General features: G+C 74.7%; 16 protein-coding genes and 1 tRNA gene. 12 read left to right on the top strand and 5 right to left on the bottom strand.

From position 1 onward, the window contains the following. Positions 1–683 precede the first annotated feature (683 nt). A complete protein-coding gene (locus ABZ881_RS23410; protein WP_358487653.1) occupies positions 684–1,313 on the top strand; it encodes a methyltransferase domain-containing protein in 630 nt (209 codons plus the stop codon). A gap of 137 nt (positions 1,314–1,450) precedes the next feature. Here the strand turns inward: ABZ881_RS23410 and ABZ881_RS23405 are convergent, their stop codons facing one another. Continuing rightward, the gene (locus ABZ881_RS23405; RefSeq protein WP_358487652.1) at positions 1,451–2,254 is read right to left on the bottom strand and encodes a PP2C family serine/threonine-protein phosphatase; all 804 of its coding nucleotides are present in this window, start codon (positions 2,252–2,254) and stop codon (positions 1,451–1,453) included. A gap of 184 nt (positions 2,255–2,438) precedes the next feature. Between ABZ881_RS23405 and ABZ881_RS23400 the strand changes: the two genes are divergently transcribed. The 4 genes from ABZ881_RS23400 to ABZ881_RS23385 all read left to right on the top strand — a co-directional run bounded on the left by ABZ881_RS23400 (position 2,439) and on the right by ABZ881_RS23385 (position 5,404). Next, a tRNA-Arg gene (locus ABZ881_RS23400) sits at positions 2,439–2,512 on the top strand. 102 nt (positions 2,513–2,614) lie between these two features. Then, positions 2,615–2,953, top strand: coding sequence for a hypothetical protein (locus ABZ881_RS23395; protein WP_358487650.1), 339 nt, complete (start codon positions 2,615–2,617; stop codon positions 2,951–2,953). 157 nt (positions 2,954–3,110) lie between these two features. Then, positions 3,111–4,448, top strand: a complete 1,338-nt coding sequence (locus ABZ881_RS23390) for an ISAs1 family transposase (protein WP_358487649.1) — start codon at positions 3,111–3,113, stop codon at positions 4,446–4,448. A 197-nt stretch (positions 4,449–4,645) separates the two neighbouring features. After that, positions 4,646–5,404 carry a DUF899 family protein gene (locus ABZ881_RS23385; protein ID WP_358487648.1) on the top strand — a complete coding sequence of 253 codons (759 nt, stop codon included), beginning with the start codon at positions 4,646–4,648 and terminating at the stop codon, positions 5,402–5,404. Between the two features lie 66 nt (positions 5,405–5,470). Here ABZ881_RS23385 and ABZ881_RS23380 read toward each other — a convergent pair whose 3' ends face one another. Next, entirely contained in the window at positions 5,471–7,585 is a 2,115-nt protein-coding gene (locus ABZ881_RS23380; protein ID WP_358487647.1) for a LuxR C-terminal-related transcriptional regulator, read from the bottom strand. Then, positions 7,582–8,130, bottom strand: a complete 549-nt coding sequence (locus tag ABZ881_RS23375; RefSeq protein ID WP_358487645.1) for a DUF1772 domain-containing protein — start codon at positions 8,128–8,130, stop codon at positions 7,582–7,584. Before ABZ881_RS23375 ends, ABZ881_RS23380 begins: the two co-directional genes overlap by 4 nt. A gap of 91 nt (positions 8,131–8,221) precedes the next feature. Here ABZ881_RS23375 and ABZ881_RS23370 point away from each other — a divergent pair, with 91 nt between their 5' ends. From ABZ881_RS23370 to ABZ881_RS23360, 3 genes are read left to right on the top strand one after another with little or no spacing between them, the layout of a single operon-like run. Continuing rightward, a complete protein-coding gene (locus ABZ881_RS23370) occupies positions 8,222–9,121 on the top strand; it encodes a LysR substrate-binding domain-containing protein (RefSeq protein ID WP_358487644.1) in 900 nt (299 codons plus the stop codon). Between the two features lie 46 nt (positions 9,122–9,167). Continuing rightward, positions 9,168–9,848: a response regulator transcription factor gene (locus ABZ881_RS23365; RefSeq protein WP_358487642.1), complete on the top strand. Its 681-nt coding sequence runs from the start codon at positions 9,168–9,170 to the stop codon at positions 9,846–9,848. Further along, positions 9,845–11,227 carry a HAMP domain-containing sensor histidine kinase gene (locus tag ABZ881_RS23360; RefSeq protein ID WP_358487641.1) on the top strand — a complete coding sequence of 461 codons (1,383 nt, stop codon included), beginning with the start codon at positions 9,845–9,847 and terminating at the stop codon, positions 11,225–11,227. The genes ABZ881_RS23365 and ABZ881_RS23360 overlap by 4 nt, the downstream gene beginning before the upstream one ends. A gap of 7 nt (positions 11,228–11,234) precedes the next feature. Here ABZ881_RS23360 and ABZ881_RS23355 read toward each other — a convergent pair whose 3' ends face one another. After that, positions 11,235–12,173: a TAXI family TRAP transporter solute-binding subunit gene (locus tag ABZ881_RS23355; RefSeq protein ID WP_358487640.1), complete on the bottom strand. Its 939-nt coding sequence runs from the start codon at positions 12,171–12,173 to the stop codon at positions 11,235–11,237. A gap of 129 nt (positions 12,174–12,302) precedes the next feature. Here ABZ881_RS23355 and dctA point away from each other — a divergent pair, with 129 nt between their 5' ends. The 4 genes from dctA to ABZ881_RS23335 all read left to right on the top strand — a co-directional run bounded on the left by dctA (position 12,303) and on the right by ABZ881_RS23335 (position 16,538). Then, the gene (gene dctA, locus ABZ881_RS23350; protein WP_358487639.1) at positions 12,303–13,799 is read left to right on the top strand and encodes a C4-dicarboxylate transporter DctA; all 1,497 of its coding nucleotides are present in this window, start codon (positions 12,303–12,305) and stop codon (positions 13,797–13,799) included. A 528-nt stretch (positions 13,800–14,327) separates the two neighbouring features. Further along, positions 14,328–14,858, top strand: coding sequence for a hypothetical protein (locus ABZ881_RS23345; protein ID WP_358487637.1), 531 nt, complete (start codon positions 14,328–14,330; stop codon positions 14,856–14,858). Then, complete coding sequence (locus ABZ881_RS23340; protein ID WP_358487636.1) at positions 14,813–15,211, top strand: UTRA domain-containing protein; 399 nt, start codon at positions 14,813–14,815, stop codon at positions 15,209–15,211. Before ABZ881_RS23345 ends, ABZ881_RS23340 begins: the two co-directional genes overlap by 46 nt. Before the next feature lie 457 nt (positions 15,212–15,668). Beyond that, positions 15,669–16,538: an LmeA family phospholipid-binding protein gene (locus ABZ881_RS23335; RefSeq protein WP_358487635.1), complete on the top strand. Its 870-nt coding sequence runs from the start codon at positions 15,669–15,671 to the stop codon at positions 16,536–16,538. A gap of 46 nt (positions 16,539–16,584) precedes the next feature. Here the strand turns inward: ABZ881_RS23335 and ABZ881_RS23330 are convergent, their stop codons facing one another. Then, positions 16,585–18,084, bottom strand: a complete 1,500-nt coding sequence (locus ABZ881_RS23330; RefSeq protein WP_358487634.1) for an FAD-dependent oxidoreductase — start codon at positions 18,082–18,084, stop codon at positions 16,585–16,587. Between the last annotated feature and the right edge of the window lie 2 nt (positions 18,085–18,086).

Below are 18,086 nucleotides of genomic sequence, written 5' to 3'. Positions count from 1 at the left end.
CGAGGCCGACCGAACCATGGCAAAAACAAACTGGCACAAAAACGCCAAAACAATAAATAGCTCGACACACTGTTGAGTTCTCAAAAGACACCCGCACCACACCACCGGCCTCACAACCGGATCCGAAGGCGGATCGCCTCGACCCCACCACCATAAACACCCGAGAAACTCGGACACCCACCGGGGGGACCATCTGGCCAACGGGGCCTGTTGACCGGGCACTGCGGCCCGTTCTGTCCGGCTCACTCGCTGACAGGAACTAAGTTACGCCACGGTGTCCGGGCGCGTCAAACCGGGGTCCCAAACACCTGCTGACCTGCGCAAACCCTCCGGAGAGGGCGCAGGGCCACCAGGTGGACCCGAGCCGGCCGTGCGACGAACGGTCACCCCGTCCGGCTCTCCCTGCATCCTGATTGACCAGCACCGATCGCGCAAGGGCAGGCGACGAGCGATGGTCGCGAAGTCCGATGGGGACGTCGTTCGTCCTGCGCTCCGGCGCCCGTCCGTCGTCGAGAATCTTTTTCCGACCGTCCGGCGCGGGCCGGGCGGCCGACGAACGGTCGGCGCCCGTCCGCCGGCCGCACCCGGCGGGTACCGGCTGGGGCACACCACGATCACCGGCGGTACGGCGCCGCCCGCCGTGCCGGACACCAACCGGCCCGGCGCTGCGCGAGACTGCCCGCGTGCCGACCGCCGGAGACGTCCTCGATCCCGTCCTGCACCGCTTGCGCGCCGGCAACGGTCCGACGGCCGCCCAGTGGTGCCGGTCCCCGGGGGCGACCAGTCGGGTGCGGGCCACGCTCGTCCAGGACGGGATCGCGCTCGAGGCGGGCGACGGCGCCTTCGGTGTCGTCCGGGCCCGTCCGCTCGCCCTGCCGCTGCGGACCCGCTCGGTGGACCGGATCGCGGTGCCGCTGCTCCTGCCCCTGCTGCACGACATGAGCGGGCTCTTCGCCGAGCTCCGGCGGGTCCTCGCGCCGCACGGCCTGCTCTCGGTCCTGCTGCCGGTGCCTGCGTCGTTCGGCTGGCGCGGGGGCGAGCTGCGCCGCGCGGTGCGGGCGTCCTGGCGGCACCGCTCGGCCGTCGAACACCCGGAGTGGCTGGCGTCGTCGGCGGATTTCGCCGTGCTCGCCGACGACCGGCTGGACTTCACCCTCGACGGGGCGGCCGAGGACCGGCCGGTGGCGGTCGCCGATCTGTGCGCCGCGGGTGTCTATCCGCCCGAGCTACCGGCGTCGGCGCGGGCCGGGTTGGTCGCCCATCGGTCCGCGGCGCACCGGGTCCGGCTGCGGCGGATCGTCGCCCGCCGGTGAGGGCCCGCATCGGGTGCCAGCTGCGGCCCGACGACACGGCCCCACGGTGCGGCCGGCGACACGACCCCACGCGCAGTACGGCCGGGCGCTACCGCCGACGCCCGACGCTGCACACCCGCCGGTCGCCCGCGCGGGTGTCAGTTCAGGGTGGTGATCTCCGCGGCCGCGCCCGCGACGGTGACCTCCTGCGTCCGGTCCGCGTCCTCCGGCAGCTCGACGACGTCGGCGACGATCGCGGTGATGTTGTCCGGCCCGCCACCCTCGTTCGCGAGGTCGATCAGCCGCTGCACGATCTCCGCCGGGTCCGCGTCGGCGGCGAGCTCGCTCAGGAGCACGGCGTCGTCGAGCACGGCGGTCACGCCGTCCGAGCAGAGCAGGAACCGGTCGCCCTCGACGATGTCGATCCGGTCGAGATCGGGCTCCGGGGCGTGGTCGGTGCTCAGCGCCCGCATCAGCACCGAGCGGCGCGGATGGTGGGCGGCCTCCTCGGCGGTGATCTGCCCCTGGTCGACGAGCTGCTGGACCATCGTGTGGTCGTGGGTCAGCTGGGCCAGCCCGCCGTCGCGGAGCCGGTAGATGCGCGAGTCGCCGATGTGCGCCAGCGCGAGCTGGTCGCCGGTCAGCAGCAGCGACACCACCGTCGTCCCCATCCCGCGGGTGTCCGGGTCCTCCCCCGCCCGCCGGGACAGCCGGTCGGTCGCGTCGACCAGGGCGGCCGTCATCTCGGCGGCAAGATCGATGTCGCCGAGGTCCTGGGGCAACCGTGCGTCCAGCTCGGTGAACGCCGACACCGTCATCGCGCTCGCGATCTCGCCGTGGGCGTGACCGCCCATCCCGTCGGCCACGATCAGGAGCCGGCCGGTCGTCGCGCCGGAGTCCTGGTTCGACGTCCGGCGGCGACCTACATCCGACCCGATCGCGGATCGCAGTCCCAGAACCATGGGGACAGTATGGACGTGACCGTCCGTCAGCGTCGCAGGCGAGGCCCTGTTCGCGCCTGCTTCAACCGTACGGATGGCGGAACGCGGCTCGCGGCGGCCCGCGGGGCGACGTCGGACGGGTGATCGCTTGCCCGTGTCGCTACGGTTGGAACCGCGCGCCGCGCCGCTGGTGACGGTGCGCGCAGCCTCCGTAGCTCAGGTGGATAGAGCATGGCCCTTCTAATGCCGTGGTCGCAGGTTCGAGTCCTGCCGGGGGCACTTCAAGGATGGGAACCGGTCACCGGTTCCGTCACCTCCGGGACTGTCTGCACCGCCTGTTGCCTGGTCAGGCGCGCTGTTCAGGGCCTCGATGCTGGCAGCGTGGGCGGTCTGCAGGGTGTTCCCGGTCAGTGTGATCCGCACCCGCACACTCCGGCTGATCTTGTCGACGTGTGCTTCGAGCCGCAGTACCTCGAACAGGCGCCGTGCCAGCGGCTCGGGGAGCTGGTCGAGGTCACAGCGGCCGACAGGCAGCAGGTCGAGCAGTGCGGGGTTGGGCTGTTGCACTTGCACTGTCCGCACCGCTTCGAGGTGCTCGGTGAGCTGGGTTCACTCGGCGCCGAGTTCCTGACGGCGACGCCCGATATCGGCGATCAGCTCCGGGTCGATCGCGTCGGTCACCTCCCAGGGCCCCGGCAAAGTCGCAGGGACAGACGCTGAGCTGCGGTGACACGCAGGCTAGAGATGCGGGCGCGGGCACGGTCCCGGCGTGATCATCAGGGTGTCGAAGCCTTGATCACCGTCAGGAAGCCGTGCCCGCCGTGTCATCCCCCCGATCGTTGCCGCCCTGATCGCACCGGACACCGTCATCGATGAGGTGACCGCCGAGATCGATCCAGAACGGACGGCGTTGTCGCTGCTCGATGCCCTGGCCCGGATCCCCGACCCGCGCGCCGCCCGCGGCGTGCGCCACGGCGTGCTCACCGTCCTGCTGATCAGCGCATGCGCAGTCCTGGCCGGTGCTCGCTCGTTCGTCGCGATCGCCGAGTACGCCCACGACACCGGACGGTCCGTGCTCGACCTGCTCGGCGCTGGATCGGTCGCCCCGCACGAGTCGGCCATCCGCAGGTTGCTCCACCAGCTCGACCCGACCGCGGTCGAAGACGCGTTGCACCGGTGGGCGGCCGCGCAACTCGCGACCCTGCCCGCCGATCCGGGTCTGCCCGCCCGGCAGCAGCGCCCGGTCTGGGCGCTGGACGGCAAGTCTCTGCGCGGGGCCCGTCGTGAGGAGCGGCGGACGCACCTGGTGTCGGTGATCGACCAGAGCAGTGGTGCGGTGCCGGCTCACGTCGGGGTCGACGCGAAGTCCGAGGAGCCGACCGCGGTCCCCGGTCTTCTCACCGGACTGGACCTGAACGGTGTGCTGATCACCGCCGACGTGCTGCACACTCAGCGCACCCATGCCCGCTACCTGCGCGAACGCGGCGGGCACTTCCTGATGACGGTCAAAGCCAACCAGCCCACGCTGCTGACCCGGCTGCGCGCGCTGCCCTGGACGATGACCGGGCCGGCCGCCCAGCAGCGGGCTCGTGGCCACGGGCGGGTCGAGACCCACACGATCAGCGTGCTCTGCCTGGACCGGTACCCGGACCGGGGCGGAGAGTTCGTCCCGCACGCCGCCCAAGCCATCAGAGTCATCCGCCGGCGTCGACCGTTGCGCCCGGGCGGACGATGGAAGACCACGACCGTCTACGCGATCACCAGCCTGACCACGTTCCAGGCTGACCCTGTCCTGCTCGCCCGCTGGATCCGCGGGCACCGGAGCATCGAGAACCGGCTGCACTGGGTCCGTGCTGTCTCCTTCGACGAGGGTCGCTCCCAGACCCGCACAGCAGCCGGTCCCCAGGTCATGGCCGCCCTGCGGAACCTCGCGATCACCGCGCTACGCCTGACCGGAACCACCAACATCGCCGTCGGCGCGACGACCGGCACGGGCCCCGACCACGCCCGGCAGCGGCCCGACCGGGAACAACGACACCGCGGTCGGCACCGCCGTGGACACCGCGGTCGCCGCGGGCCCGGCGACCGGCACGGCTCGCACCGGTTCGACCGCGGGCGCGGCCCGGTCGGCGCAGACCTCCTCCCGGTCCCGACTCCACCGAAGCAGCGGCCGGTCCATCGGCCGGATGGCCGATGCTCGGCCCGGCACCCGTAACGACGATGTCCGGACGGACGGACGGACGGACGGACGGACAGACAGACGGGCGGGGACGCGGACGCGGGGCGGGTTCGGCGGGATCGACCACGACCACGGCCGGGAACACGGCCGGACTCACGAGAGGGCGCACGACAGGGCTCACGAGGTCGGGGCCGTCCCGGACATCTCGCCACGAGCACACGGAGGCGACGACGATGACCGACCACGAGCAGAACGACCCGGCACCCGGTGCGGGTCTCCCCCCGGTGGTCGACCGGGCGACCTGGAGGGCGGCCCGCGACGCGCTGCTCGCCCGGGAGAAGGCGCACACCCACGAGGGCGACGCGATCGCCGCGGCCCGCAGGCGGCTGCCGATGGTCGAGGTCGACGCGGGCATCGAGGTCGTCGGGCCGGACGGGCCGGTCACGCTGCTCGACGTCTTCGAGGGGCGCAGGCAGCTCGTCGCCTACTTCCACGCCTGGTGGCCGGGCCGGACCGCGACGGAGCAGTGCGAGGGCTGCACGTTCTTCAACAGCCAGGTCCGCGAGCTCTCCTACCTCCACTCCCGCGACGTCACCTACGCCACCTTCTGCAAGGGGCCGTACCCGGAGAGCATCCGGTACCGGGACTTCCTGGGGCTGGACATGCCGTGGTACTCGGTCGAGCGGACGGCCCCGGAGCTCCTGGAGGGTCGCGATTGGCAGCGCCACCACCTGGTCTGTTACGTCCGCGACGGCGGGCGGGTGTTCGAGACGTACTACACCGGCGGTCGCGGGGTGGAGGTCATGACACCCACCCACGGGCTGCTGGACATGACGGTGTTCGGGCGTCAGGAGCTCTGGGAGGACTCGCCGGACGGCTGGCCGCGGCCGTGGGGCGACGGGGAGAACTCCGACGGCTGGCGACGCGACGGCCGGCCGATCGTCCAGTGGGCCCGGCTCGACGCCGGCCACCCGGACGACCTGGCCCGGTGAGGTCCGGCGGCCGCGGTGCGCGAGCGCCGGCCGGCGCGAACCGGGCGGGAGGACCGGGCCGGCGGCTCACCCGCCGGACGCGACCCGGCCGGAACCGGACCGGCGGACGGCTGCGGCGGCGAGCTCGGCGCGGCTGGTGACCGCCAGCTTCGCGAACACGTGGGCCAGGTGGGTCTTCACCGTGGACCGGCTCATGAACAGCCGCACCCCGATCTGCGGGTTCGTCAGCCCGTCGGCGACCAGCGCGACGACCTCGCGCTCCGCCCGGGTCAACCCGTCCCAGCCGGGCGCCGGGCGGCGCCGGGGGCCGCGCGACCGGTTCAGGTAGGCGTGCAGCTCGTCCCGGGACAGCGCAGCGCCCTCGGCCGTCGCGGTCGCCAGTGCGGCCGGCCCGAGCGCGGCGCGCAACCCGGCGAGCAGTGCCGTGTGCCCCGGCCGCTCGGCCGGTGTCCGCGGCCGGTCGACGCGCTCACGGGCGGCGTCGCAGGCGCCGATCACCCGGGCCGCCCGCAGCGGGGCACCGGGCGCCGCGAGCCGGGCGAGCGCGTCGTAGGAGGAGACGGCGCACGTCCACAGCGCGGCCGCCACCCGCACCTCCAGCGCGCGGTGGTGCAGGTTCCCGGCGGCCGCCGGGGAACGGGCGATGTGGGCCAGCTCGTCGAGGGCGTCCGCACGAACGTGCGGCAGGTCCAGGGCCGCGGCGAGCCGCAGCGCGCGTTCGGCGTGCGCGCGGGCCTCGTCGTCCCGGCCGAGCCCGCGCAGCGCGGCGGCGAGCCCGGGCAGTGCCTGCGCGACGACCGGGTCGTCGTCCTGCGCGGCGGCGGGGCCGGCCGCGGCCCCGAGCGACCGGACGGCCTCCCGGTACTCCCCGGCCCACCGCTGCACCGTGCCCGCCACCAGCGAGAACCGGCGCAGGACGGCGGAGCCGGGCGCGGCGGCACCGGCCGCGGCGACGACCGGGTCGATCATCCGCCGGGCCGTCGCCAGATCGCCGCGGGACCCAGTGGACCATGCCAGGTCGGCGACCGTGTCGCCGAGGACGTCGAGGCCGCCGAGGTGCCCGGCCGACGGCCCCGGCCCCGGCCGGGACAGTTCCCACTCGAGCGCTGCGCGGAGGTTGTCGCGCTCGGCCAGCAGGACGGTCCGCCACCGGTCCCGGTCACGTTCCCGCAGCGCGGCGGCGGCCTCGGCGAACGCGACGTAGTGGTCGAGGTGGCGCCCGCGCAGCGCCGTAGCCGCTGCCGGCCCCTCCCCCGGCTCGCGCAACGCGTACGCGCGGACCGAGTCGAGCAGCCGGAACCGGGTCGCCGTCCGCCTCTCGACCAGCACCAGTGACCGGTCGGCGAGCCGCCCGATCCCGGCGAGCGTGCCGCCGCAGACCGCGGTGGCCGCCTCGGCCGTGAACCCACCGTCGAACACCGACAGCCGGCGCAGCAGCCGCCGGTCGGCGGGTTCGAGCAGGTCGAGGCTCCACCCGATGGACGCGGCCAGGGTGCGGTGCCGGTCGTGCACCCCGCGCGGGCCGTCGACGAGCAGCTCGAACCGGTCGTCGAGCCGGTCCTCGATCTCCGACGGCGTCAGCACCCGGGTCCAGGCGGCGGCCAGCTCGACAGCCAGCGGGATGCCGTCGAGCCTGCGGCAGATCGCCGCCACCGCCCCCGGCTCGATCCCGGCCGCGTCCGGGCACACCAGGGCGGCCCGCTCGGTGAACAGCTGCGCCGCGTCGTCCGGGCCCAGCGGCGGGACCGGCCGCACCTGTTCGCCGGGCAGCCCCAGCCGTTCCCGGCTGGTGGCCAGCACCGTCACCTCCGGACAGGTCCGCAGCAGGGCCGCGACGAGCCGGGCGCAGGCGTCCAGGAGGTGCTCGCAGGTGTCCAGGCAGACCAGCGCACGGCGCGCGCGCAGCCACGTCGTCAGTGCGTCGAGCGCGTCACCACCCGGTCCGACCGGTACCCGGGCGGCCGCCGTCACCACCTGCGCCACCCGCTCCGGGGTGCCGGCCGACCCGAGATCGGCCCAGCACGCAGGATCCCCCGGGCGAGCCGCGAGGGCCTGCCGGGCCAGCCGGGTCTTCCCGACACCGCCCGGCCCGGTCACGGTGACGAGACGGTGGCGATCCAGCAGGGCGCGCAGCGCGGCCGGCTCGGCGGACCGCCCGACGAACGACGTCGCGGCCGTCATCGGCGGGTCCCGCCGGGCGACCTCCCGGCGACGACGAGCGCGCGGAGCAGGCAGCCGAACGCGGTGACCGTCAGGACGGTGCGGACGACGTGCCAGCCGGCCCACCGGGCCTCGTCGAAGGCGGCCCGCAGGACCGCCGGATCGGCCGCCTGCCCCGGTGCGCCGCCGCCCCGGACGACCAGGTTGAGCGGTTCGTGGACCGCGACCGTGATGAGGAACGCGGCCAGGTGCAGGCCGAACGCCACCAGGACGAGCGCCGGCAGCCGACGGCCGGGCCGGCTGCGGGCGAGCACCGCCGCAGCGCCGGTCGCCGCCGGCGCGCCCAGGAACAGCAGCAGGAACAGCGGGGTGAGGATCGCGGCGTCCAGCGCGTGCTGGGCCGCGACGAAGGTGCGGTCGCCGGTCGTCCGCAGTGCGGGCATCACCGTGTGGGCCCAGTCCAGGTACACCCCGGCCAGCAGCCCGGTGCCCAGTGCGGCCACCGGCAGCAGGACCACCGGGGCCGGCCGGAGGTCGCCCGGCCGCAGCCGGTTCAGCTCGGTCACCTGACCACCCTCGACGGCGCGCCGGTGCCGAACAACCACCGAGTGCGCAACGATCGACGGCGCCAGGGTTCACGAACGGGGGCGCGTGCCGGTGGAACAGCGGGACATCGAGGTCTTCCTGGCGGTCGCCGACGAGCTGCACTTCGGGCGGGCCGCGGAGTCGCTGCGGGTGTCCACCTCACGGGTCAGCCGGACGATCCGGACACTCGAGCGGCGGATCGGCGGTGCGCTGTTCGAGCGCACCAGCCGCCGGGTGCGGCTCACCCCGCTCGGCACCCGGCTGGCCGAGGACCTCCGGCCGGCCCACCGGCAGATCCTGGACGCGGTCGCGCTGGCCAGGGCGACCGCCGGTGCGGCGCGGTCGACGCTGCGGGTCGGGTTCATCGGAGCCGCCTCGGGCCGGTTCGTGCTCGACGTGGCCGAGGCGTTCCGGGCCGGGCATCCCGGCGTCGACGTCGGGCTCCGGGAGATCCAGTTCGGACAGGGGTTCGCGCTGCTGCGCGGCGGCGAGGTCGATCTCGCACTCGCCACGGTGCCCGCCCGCGGCGCGGAGCAGGCACTGCTGCGGGCCGGCCGGGTGCTGACCGAGGAGGGGCAGCTGCTGGCGGTGCCCGCCCGGCACCGGTTCGCCCGCCGGGCGTCGGTGTCGTTCGCCGATCTCGCGCGCACCACCGTGCTGCGCACGCCGCCCACCATCCCCGCCTACTGGGACGACGAGCTCGTCCCGAGCCACACCGCCGACGGCAGGCCGGTCGAGCGCGGTCCGGTGTTCGACACCACCCAGGAGATGCTCGCGCTGATCGGCGCCGGTATCGGCACCTATCCGGTGTCCGCCCAGTTCACCAGTCACTACGTCCGTCCCGACGTGATCTACGTGCCGATCCGCGACGCCCCGCCCTACCAGCGGCGGCTGTTCTGGCTCCGAGGTGCGGAGACCGCCACGATCCGTGACTTCGAACGGGTCGCCGGCGCCGTGTCCGGCACCGGCTGAGATCACCCGCTGTGCCTCCCGACCCCCCGCTCTCTACCCTGCAACCGTGCGGATTCTGGTGGTCGAGGACGACGACCGGGTGGCACGTGGGCTGGTGCGTGCACTGCTCCGTGCGGGCTACCGCGTCGTGCGTGCCGCCGACGTCACCGAGGCACTCGGCCTGATCGACGAGCAGGTTCCCGATCTCGCGCTGGTCGACATGGGCCTGCCCGACGGCCACGGCAGCGCGGTGGTGCGCAGGCTGCGCGAGCAACCGGCCTGCGGGGTGCTCGTGGTCACCGCGCAGGACAGCGAGGCGGAGCGGGTGGTCGGGCTGCGCGCGGGCGCCGACGACTACGTCGTCAAGCCGTTCAGCCTGGCCGAGCTGCTCGCCCGGATCGAGGCGGTGAGCAGGCGGACCCGGGCGCTGCGGCAGGCCGTCGCGCCGGCCGCCGTCGTGCACCGCTGGGGCGCCCTCGAGCTCGACGTGACCGCCCGGACCGTGCGGGACGCCGCCGACGGCTGGTCGGCCTCGCTCACCGCGATCGAGTCCGCGGTGCTGGCGCTGCTGTTCGAGCGGGCCGGGCAGCCGGTGGAGCGCGGGTTCGTGATCGACCAGGTGTGGGAGGCCCCGACCGAGTCCAGCTCGCGGACCCTGGACACGCACATGGCCACGCTGCGCGGCAAGCTCGGGGGCCGGGTCACCATCCGCACCCTGCGCGGCGTCGGATACCAGGTCGGCCCGTGAGACGCCGGCTGGTCGTGGCGATCGCGCCACTGCTCGTCCTGCTGATGCTGGGTGTGCTGGTGCCGACCGCCGGGACCGTCGCCGAACGGCACACCACCACGCTGGTCGCCGACCGGCTCAGCGACGCGAGCCGGTTCTCGGTGCTGGCCCTCACCGCGCTGACCGGCGGGACCGCCCTGCAGGCCGACCTGGTGCGGCTGCGCGCCGAGCTCGACGAGTACGCCGACCTCTACGACACCCCGATGTGGTTCCTCGACCGCGAGCAGCAGGTGCTGCACGCCACCGACGGCTCGCCGCCGCCCGCGGCCGCGACGGACCGGCTGACCGGCGTGCTGGCCGGGCAGCTGCCGCCGGTGGAACGCACCGTCTGGCCGTGGCGGATCGAGCCCGAGCTCATCGTGACGCCGGTCGGCCGGGACTCCCAGGTCGTCGCCGCGCTGGTGCTCGCCGTCCCGACGGACTCGGTGCGCGCCGAGATCCTCGGCGACTGGGCGCTGCTGGGCGGGCTCTTCGCGCTGGTCGCGACGCTGGCGGTGTGGCTGGTCGGGCCGATGACCCGGTGGATCCTGCGGCCGGTCGCGGACCTGGAACGCAGCGCGGCCGCGGTCCGCGCCGGCCGGCTGGACGCCCGCGCCGCACCCGACTCCGGGCCGCCGGAGCTGCGCAACCTCACCGCCGGCTTCAACGACATGGTCGACGCGGTGCGCCGCACCATCGAACGTCAGCAGCGGTTCGTCGCCGACGCCGCCCACCAGCTGCGCAACCCGATCGCCTCGGTCCGGTTGTCGGTGGAGAACCTGGAACCGCACCTGGCCGCCGACGACGACGCGCGGGTCGCCTACTCCGACGCCGTCGACGATCTCGACCGGATGAGCACCGTGCTGTCCAGCATGCTCGCCGCGACCGCGGTCGCCGACCGGCCCGCCGCGTCGTCCGGGCCGGTCGGGACGGCGCTGGGGCACCGCGCCGCGGCCTGGCGGGCGGTCGCCGAGGAGGCCGGGATGGAGTTCGCCGAGGACCTGACCGGCACCGCGACCCGGGTGCGGGAGCCGACCGGCGGGCTCGCCGCGGCCGTCGACGAGCTGGTCGCGAACGCCGTCCGGCTCTCCCGCGGCAGCACCGTCACGGTGCGCGGCCGCCCGGACGAGGCCGGCTACCGGATCGACGTCGTCGACGACGGCCGCGGGCTGGACGAGGAGGGCAGGCGGCGCGCGACGGAGCGCTTCTGGCGCAGCCCGCACGACCAGAACGTCCCCGGCACCGGGCTCGGGCTGGCCATCGTCGCCCAGGTTCTCGGCGACGCCGGCGGGTCGCTGGAGCTGACCGGGACGCCCGGCGGCGGGCTGACCGCCGTCGTCCGGGTGCCGCCCGCGACCTGATCGCGGGTCAGGGCTTGCGTTCCCGGAACCAGCGCCGGGCACCCGGGTGCAGCGCGACCGGGGTGGTCGCCGCGCCGGTGCGCGGGTTGATCTGGCTCGCCTCGCCGCGCACCCGGGACAGCTCGGCGGCGTGCGCGAACAGCACCCCGGTCAGCCAGTTCGCGAGCTGCTCGTCCATCGACGGCTGCACCGCGAGCAGGGTCGGCACGGCCAGCGCCGGCGCCGACTCCATCGGCGGGTACATCGTCGCCGGGACCACCACCGGCACGTACTCCAGCGGATGGGCCCGGACCAGCTGCTCGACCTGGGCGGTCAGGTCGAGCAGCCGCACCGCGCCGTCGCGGGCCAGCTCGGTGACCGCCGGGGTGGGCATCCCGGTGAGGCTGAGCACCGCGTCGACCTCGCCGGAACGGAACGCGCGCACCGAGTCGGCCTGCGAGTAGCTGCGCAGGTCGGCGTCGCTGCCGGCCTGGTCCAGCAGCCGGCGGGCCAGGTACCGGGTCCCGGACAGCGGCATCCCGGCGGCCAGCGTCGCGCCGTCGAGGTCGCGCAGGTCGCGCGCGGTGCTGCCGGACGGGACGAGCACGTGCATCACCGAGTCGAAGACCCGGGCGAGCGCCATCACCTGCCCGGCGTGCGCCGCGGCGACGTCGACGTTGACGAACGCCATCTCCACCCGGCCGCCGGTCAGCATCGCCATGTTCTCCGGCGCCGCGTCGGTGTAGACGAGCTCGACGACGGGCCGGCCCCACGCCCGGTCGAGTACCCCGGCCAGTGCGAGACCGATCTCCCGGTAGACCGCCCCCTCCGGGCCGGTGGCCAGCCGGAACGGCTCCGGCGGCCGCGGCGGCGCCGGGGCGCAGCCGGTGATCAGACCGCCGCCGAGCGCCAGTCCGGCGAGGGCGCCGGAGGTGCGCAGCAGCGCGCGACGCGACAGCCCGGTCATGTCCGAAGGGTACGGCGCACCCGATATGACCGGTACGTCAAGCCAATCCCAAGAAACCGTCCACTGAGTGGAAGACCGGGCCGCCGGCCGGGAGCCTCCCTGCAGCATCGTGACGCGAGGGAGCGAACCATGAGCAGTCCCACGGCGGACCCGGGACCACCGACGGTCGACCGGTCGCAGCGGAAGCGGACACCCATCTGGAAGCACCTGTACTTCTGGGTGCTGATCGGCATCAGTGCCGGAATCCTCGTCGGGCTGCTGCTGCCCGAGGTCGGCGCGCAGATGCAGTGGCTGGCCACCCTGTTCATCAACCTGGTGAAGGTGGTCATCGCCCCGGTCATCTTCGCGACCGTGGTCGTCGGCATCGCCGGCCTGGGCAACCTGGCCAAGGTCGGCGGCCTGGCCCTGCGGACGGTCATCTACTTCAACGCCACCACGGTCGTCGCGCTCGGCCTGGGCCTGATCACGATCAACCTGATCGCGCCGGGAGCCGGCCTGGGCTACAACCGGGAGACGTTCGACGGCTCGGCCGCGAACGACACCATCGAGTCCGCGGGCGGCGCCGCGGGCGGCGGCTTCACCGACTTCATCCTCAACCTGGTGCCGACCTCGTTCGCGTCGGCGTTCGTCGACGGGCAGTTGCTGCAGGTGCTGCTGCTGGCGATCCTCGTCGGCGTCGCGATCACCATGCTCGGTGAGCGCGGCAAGAGCGTCGTCTACGCGCTCGACTCCTTCGCCAAGGTCATGTTCGGCGTCATCAAGCTGGTCATGTGGGTCGCGCCGATCGGCGCGTTCGGCGGCATCGCCTACACCATCGGCGAGCACGGCAGCGCGATCCTGGGCAGCCTGGCGCAGTTCATGGTCACCTTCTGGCTGACCTGCCTGCTGTTCATCTTCTTCTGCCTCGGCCCGATCTGCCGGCTCGCCGGCTTCTCGATCCTGAAGTACATCCGCTACATCAAGGACGAGCTGCTGATCGTGCTCGGCACGTCGTCGTCGGAGACGGTGCTGCCGCGGATGATGACGAAGCTGGAGGCGGCCGGCACGCCGAAGCACGTCGTCGGCCTGACCATCCCGACCGGCTACTCGTTCAACCTCGACGGCACCGCCATCTACATGACGATGGGCGCGATGTTCATCGCCCAGGCGTTCGGCGTCGACGTGCCGATCTCCACCCAGATCGGCCTGCTGCTGTTCATGCTGATCTCGTCGAACGGCGCCGCGGGCGTCTCCGGCGCCGGGCTGGTCACCCTCGCGGCCTCGATCGCCGCGTTCGACCACATCATCCCGCTGGTCGGCCTCGCGCTGATCGTCGGCATCGACCGCTTCATGTCCGAGGGCCGCGCGCTGACCAACCTCACCGGCAACGGGATCGGCACCCTGGTGATCGCCCGCTGGACCGGGGAGCTGGACCGGGAACGGCTCGAGGCCGTCCTCGACGACCCGGGCCAGGTCGACGTCGACGAGCTGATGAAGGCCGAGGCCCAGGGCCACGGCCCGGGTGCGCCCACCGCCCCGGACGCCTCGGCCGAGGCGTCCGAGCGCAAGGCCGCCGTCGCCACCGTGAACACCGGCGAGGGGGAGGTGCAGGCCGGCCGGGACCTGGAGTCCGGCCCGGGGCGCTGACCCCCGCACGACCGCCACGACGGCCCGTCCCGAGCACCGCCGGGGCGGGCCGTCGGCCGTCGCGACCCGATCCGCCGGCCCGGCCGGTGAACCGGCACCGATGTGTATCAGGAACGTCGACGGACCGTCGTCACCTCCGTGATGATCGACATCCCGATCGACAACGGCGTCGCCTGGAACATCGGGACCGCCCCGGAGCGCCAGGTGGTGATCACCGACAACCGCTACATCGCGTCGTCCCGGTCACCCGGCACCACTTGCGCACCACGGCGAGCCGGGTGCACGCCTGCGAGGTGCTCGACCTGCACGTCGGCAACCCGATCCTGCTCTACACCCGCTACACCCTCGACGAGGGACGGGGCCGGCCGCTCGTCCCGCGCAGCCACGACGGGCGGTTCGAGGAGACCTTCGAGCGGACCTACCGGAGCCCGCTGGATCGACACCTGGGTCGAGGGCCACGCCGCCGACGACCGCACCGCCACCCAGCTGCGCACCTCCCCGGGCGCGTTACTGATCGTCAAGTCCCGGGTGCTGTGGAGCGCCGACCGCAGGCCGCGCGAGTTCAGCATCACGCACTACCCGGCGGCCCGCGTCGTGCTGTCCACCACGACCAGCGGGGCCGAGCTCGACGACGACCCGCTCGCCGCACCGTTCCCCGCGTCGCAGCCGACACCGCCCGGCCCGGCGGCGGCCCCGACGTTGCTCCGGAGCTCGCACGCCGACCTGCACATGGAGCTGCGGGCCGCGATCCGGGAGGGGATCCCGGCCGGATCCCGGCCGGTGGAGGCCGACCTGGCCCGCACCTACGGCGCCGCCCGCTCGACCATGAAGCAGGTACTCGCGCAGCTGCACGCCGGGGGCACGCTGGTCCGCCGCAACGGGCACACCATCGTCGCCCGGTCACCGCCTACCGGCTCAGCTCCGGCGTCCCGTTCCGGGAGAGCGAGGCCGGCCGGCACGGCTACCGGCACCTCACCTCGGTCACCATCCCGGTCGCGCCGTTCCTCAGCCGGATGCTGCCGACGGCCGGTGACACCGTCGCGCTGGACGAGTTCCTGATGCACCGGGACGGCCGGCCGTCCTCGCTGTACCGGCGCTACACCGAACCCAGCGCGGACCCGCGCCCGCTGGTGGTCGGCACCCGCCACGAGTTCAGCTCCGCGGTCCGGCGCACCTACGGGCGCCCGCCCGGCCGGATCCTCACCAACCTGCACGCGGTGTGCGCCGACGAGGCCGCGGCCCGCCGGCTGCGCGTCGCACCCGGCGCGGTGCTGCTGCTCTGGGAGCGGCTGCTGATCGACGCCGACGGGCGGCCCCGGAAGGTCAGCCACGCCTACCGCAGCGCCGCGCAGAGCTGCCTGGCGCCCCGGACACTGCTCGGCCACGCATCCCCGGCCGCCGTCTGCGCCTGACGGCACCGCAGGCGGCCGGGGCGGCACGGGCGGCCCGGCCCAAGCGCCGGCCGGGCGGTACAGCTCGGACCGGCCCGCGCGTGGGCCGGGGCCCGGCGCGGTCGGCCGGCCCGACCGCCGCGGCCCGGTCGTCGGGGCCGGTGCGCGGCCCGTCCGGCCGTCGCTGCTCGCCGGCGGCGCCGCCGGCCGACCGGCGTCCGCCGCACCGGGCCGACCATTGCGCCGCGGTCCGCGGGCGGCGCAAACGCCCGGATCGACGCCGGTAACGAGAGCGCAACCGGGCGGGCCGGAACGCCCCGCCGACCGCCAGTCACCGGCCCGTCGGCGCAGTGCGCGGTCACCGGTTCGCACCGGCCCGGCGGACCTGCGACGCTCGACGGGGTCCCGCTGGGACCGCCCGACATCCGCACCCGCCGGCCCGCTCCGGCCGGGCGCCGCCGAAGGAGCATCGAGCCGCATGGCCCTAGCGGAGACCGCCGGTACCGGAGCCGGGTACGCCGGCACCCGGTCCGGAACCTCCGGCCACGAGGCGCCCGGGACGTGGGAGACCGCGGCGCTGCTCGCCTCGGGCACCGGGCCGGGCACGGCGCTGCTGCTGCGCGCGCTCGTCGAGGCCGTCCGGTACCGCTACGTCGGCCGGGAGACCACGCTGCGCAGCGGGGAGGTCGACGTCCGGCTGGTGCCCACCTCGGTCTCGACGTCCGGGCTCGACCCGCGCGCGCTGAGCACCGGCAGGCTCGACGAGGTCCGGCTGACCGCCCGGGACGTGGTCCGTCCGGCGCTGCGGCTGCGCGAGCTCACCGTCGTCGCCAGCGACGTGCGGCTGCGGCCCGCGCTCACCCCGGGTCTGCGGACCGGCCCGGTCGCGTTCACCGCGGTGCTGGACCCGGCCTGGATCGCCGGCCGGCTGCGTGAGCGGGCCCCCGGGCTGGCGGTGACGATCGATCCGGACGGCGTGGTGCGGGCCCGCAGGCGCGGGCGCCCCGGGTTCGGCTCGGCCGACCTGGATCTCTCGCTGGACGGGCACACCCTGGCCTGGACCGTGACCGCTCTTACCGTCGCCGGGCGCCGGATGGGGCCGCCCCGCTCGGCGGAGGCGCGGCGGTCGGTGCGCGCGCTGCTCGACCGCAGCCCACTGCGCGGGGTCCGGTCCGGCACCGTCACGTTGCCCGGCCTGCCGGCCGGTCTGCGGCTGCACCGGCTGGACACCGCGCCCGGCCGGGTCGCCGTGCACGGCACGCTCGACGGCTGGCAGCGGGAGATCCCGGTCGCCGGGCTCGACGGGGTGCTGCGCGGCGCGCTCTCCCTGCTCGATCTCGGCCGCTGATCCGGCGCGGCCCGGTCCGGCGCGGCGCGGTCCTGCGCGGCCCGGGTCAGCGCCGCAGGCGGCCGGCGAGTGCGCGCAGCCCGGTGCCGGACCGGGACCGCTCCGGCAGCCGCCCGGCGACCGCGTCGTCGAGCAGCGCGCCGACGGTCTCCGCCGCGCAGGTCCGGTTGGTGCCGATCCCGCCGGACGGCCCGCGCTTGATCCAGCCGACCACGTAGTGCCCGGGCCTGCCCTCGACCCGTCCGGCGTCGTTCGGGACGATCCCGCGGCCGTCGTCGAACGGCAGGCCGGGGACGGGCCGCCCGCGGTGCCCGACCGCGCGCACCACCAGGCCGGCCGGGATCAGGGTCCCGTCGGCGGTCTGCACGCCCTGCACCCGAACGGACCCCTCCAGCCGTTCCGGCGCGGAGTGGAAGCGGAACACCACCCGCGGCCGGTCCGCAGGCACCGACCAGTCGATCTTCTCCCGGACCGCGCAGCGCAGCAGGCCGTGCGCCTCGCCGGCGGCCGGCCCGTCCAGCGACTCGGCGATCCGCGGATCGTGCTCGTCGACCACCACGTCCACACCGGACCGGCCGAGCAGCTCGCGCAGCTCCGGCGCCGTCGCGGCGACCGCCTCCGGCCCGCGGCGGGCCAGCAGCACGACCTCCCTGATCGAGCCGGCCCGCAGGGCGGGCGGCACGTGGGGCGCGACCGGGGTGCCGGCGAGATCGTCCGGGTGCGCGGTGAGCACCCGCGCCACGTCGATCGCGACGTTGCCGGTGCCGACCACGACGACCCGCGGCACCGCGGTGTCGACGGCGTCGGCGGGCACCTCGGGATGGCCGTTGTACCAGCCGACCACGGTGTCCGCGGCGATGCTGCCGAGCAGCCCGGCGCCGGGCAGGTCCAGGTCCCTGGGCTCCGGTGCGCCGACCGCCCACACGACCGCGTCGTGCCGGCGGGCGAGCTCGTCGGCGGTGACGTCGCGCCCGACCTCGGTGCCCAGCCGCATCCGCACCCGGGGATGGCGGTGGAACCGCGCGAACGACTCGCCGATCCGCTTGGTCGACGGGTGGTCCGGGGCGACGCCGAAGCGGACCAGGCCGCCCGGGGTGTCCAGCCGGTCCACCAGGGTGATCCGGGACGAGGTGTGCAGCAGCAGGTCCTGCGCGGTGTACATGCCGGCCGGCCCGGTCCCGACGACGGCCACGTCCAGCGGCGCCATGTTCGCGGGCAGCGTCCGGGTGAAGGTCGGCGGCTGCCACTCGTGGAAGGTCGGCGATCCGCCCGCGGTCGCCGCCGAGATCGGCCGGTCGGCGTAGAAGTCCGCGTTGACCTGCGCATACCCGGCGAGCGATGCGCTCAGCCGCTCCACCGGAAACACCGCGTCGACCGGGCACGCGTCGGCGCAGGCGCCGCAGTCGATGCAGGTCCGCGGATCGACGTAGAGCATGTCGGTGGTCCCGAAGTCGGGCTCACCGGGCGCCGGGTGGATGCAGTTGACCGGGCACACCGACACGCAGGACGCGTCGGTGCAACAGGTCTGGGTGATCGCGAAGGGCACGA

The organism is Pseudonocardia sp. NPDC046786 (assembly GCF_040645415.1).
GTDB classification, from domain to species: Bacteria; Actinomycetota; Actinomycetes; order Mycobacteriales; family Pseudonocardiaceae; genus Pseudonocardia; species Pseudonocardia kongjuensis.
Note: the sequence above shows the minus strand (reverse complement) of the source record. Positions and strands in the feature narration are given on the sequence as shown.

What these genes read in the sequence shown, in the direction of transcription:
- ABZ881_RS23405 (WP_358487652.1), bottom strand. Translation starts at nt 2,254, where the DNA reads ATGGTTCTGGGACTGCGATCCGCGATCGGGTCGGATGTAGGTCGCCGC.
- ABZ881_RS23385 (WP_358487648.1), top strand. Translation starts at nt 4,646, where the DNA reads ATGACCGACCACGAGCAGAACGACCCGGCACCCGGTGCGGGTCTCCCC.
- ABZ881_RS23380 (WP_358487647.1), bottom strand. Translation starts at nt 7,585, where the DNA reads ATGACGGCCGCGACGTCGTTCGTCGGGCGGTCCGCCGAGCCGGCCGCG.
- ABZ881_RS23355 (WP_358487640.1), bottom strand. Translation starts at nt 12,173, where the DNA reads ATGACCGGGCTGTCGCGTCGCGCGCTGCTGCGCACCTCCGGCGCCCTC.
- dctA (WP_358487639.1), top strand. Translation starts at nt 12,303, where the DNA reads ATGAGCAGTCCCACGGCGGACCCGGGACCACCGACGGTCGACCGGTCG.
- ABZ881_RS23340 (WP_358487636.1), top strand. Translation starts at nt 14,813, where the DNA reads ATGCTGCCGACGGCCGGTGACACCGTCGCGCTGGACGAGTTCCTGATG.
- ABZ881_RS23335 (WP_358487635.1), top strand. Translation starts at nt 15,669, where the DNA reads ATGGCCCTAGCGGAGACCGCCGGTACCGGAGCCGGGTACGCCGGCACC.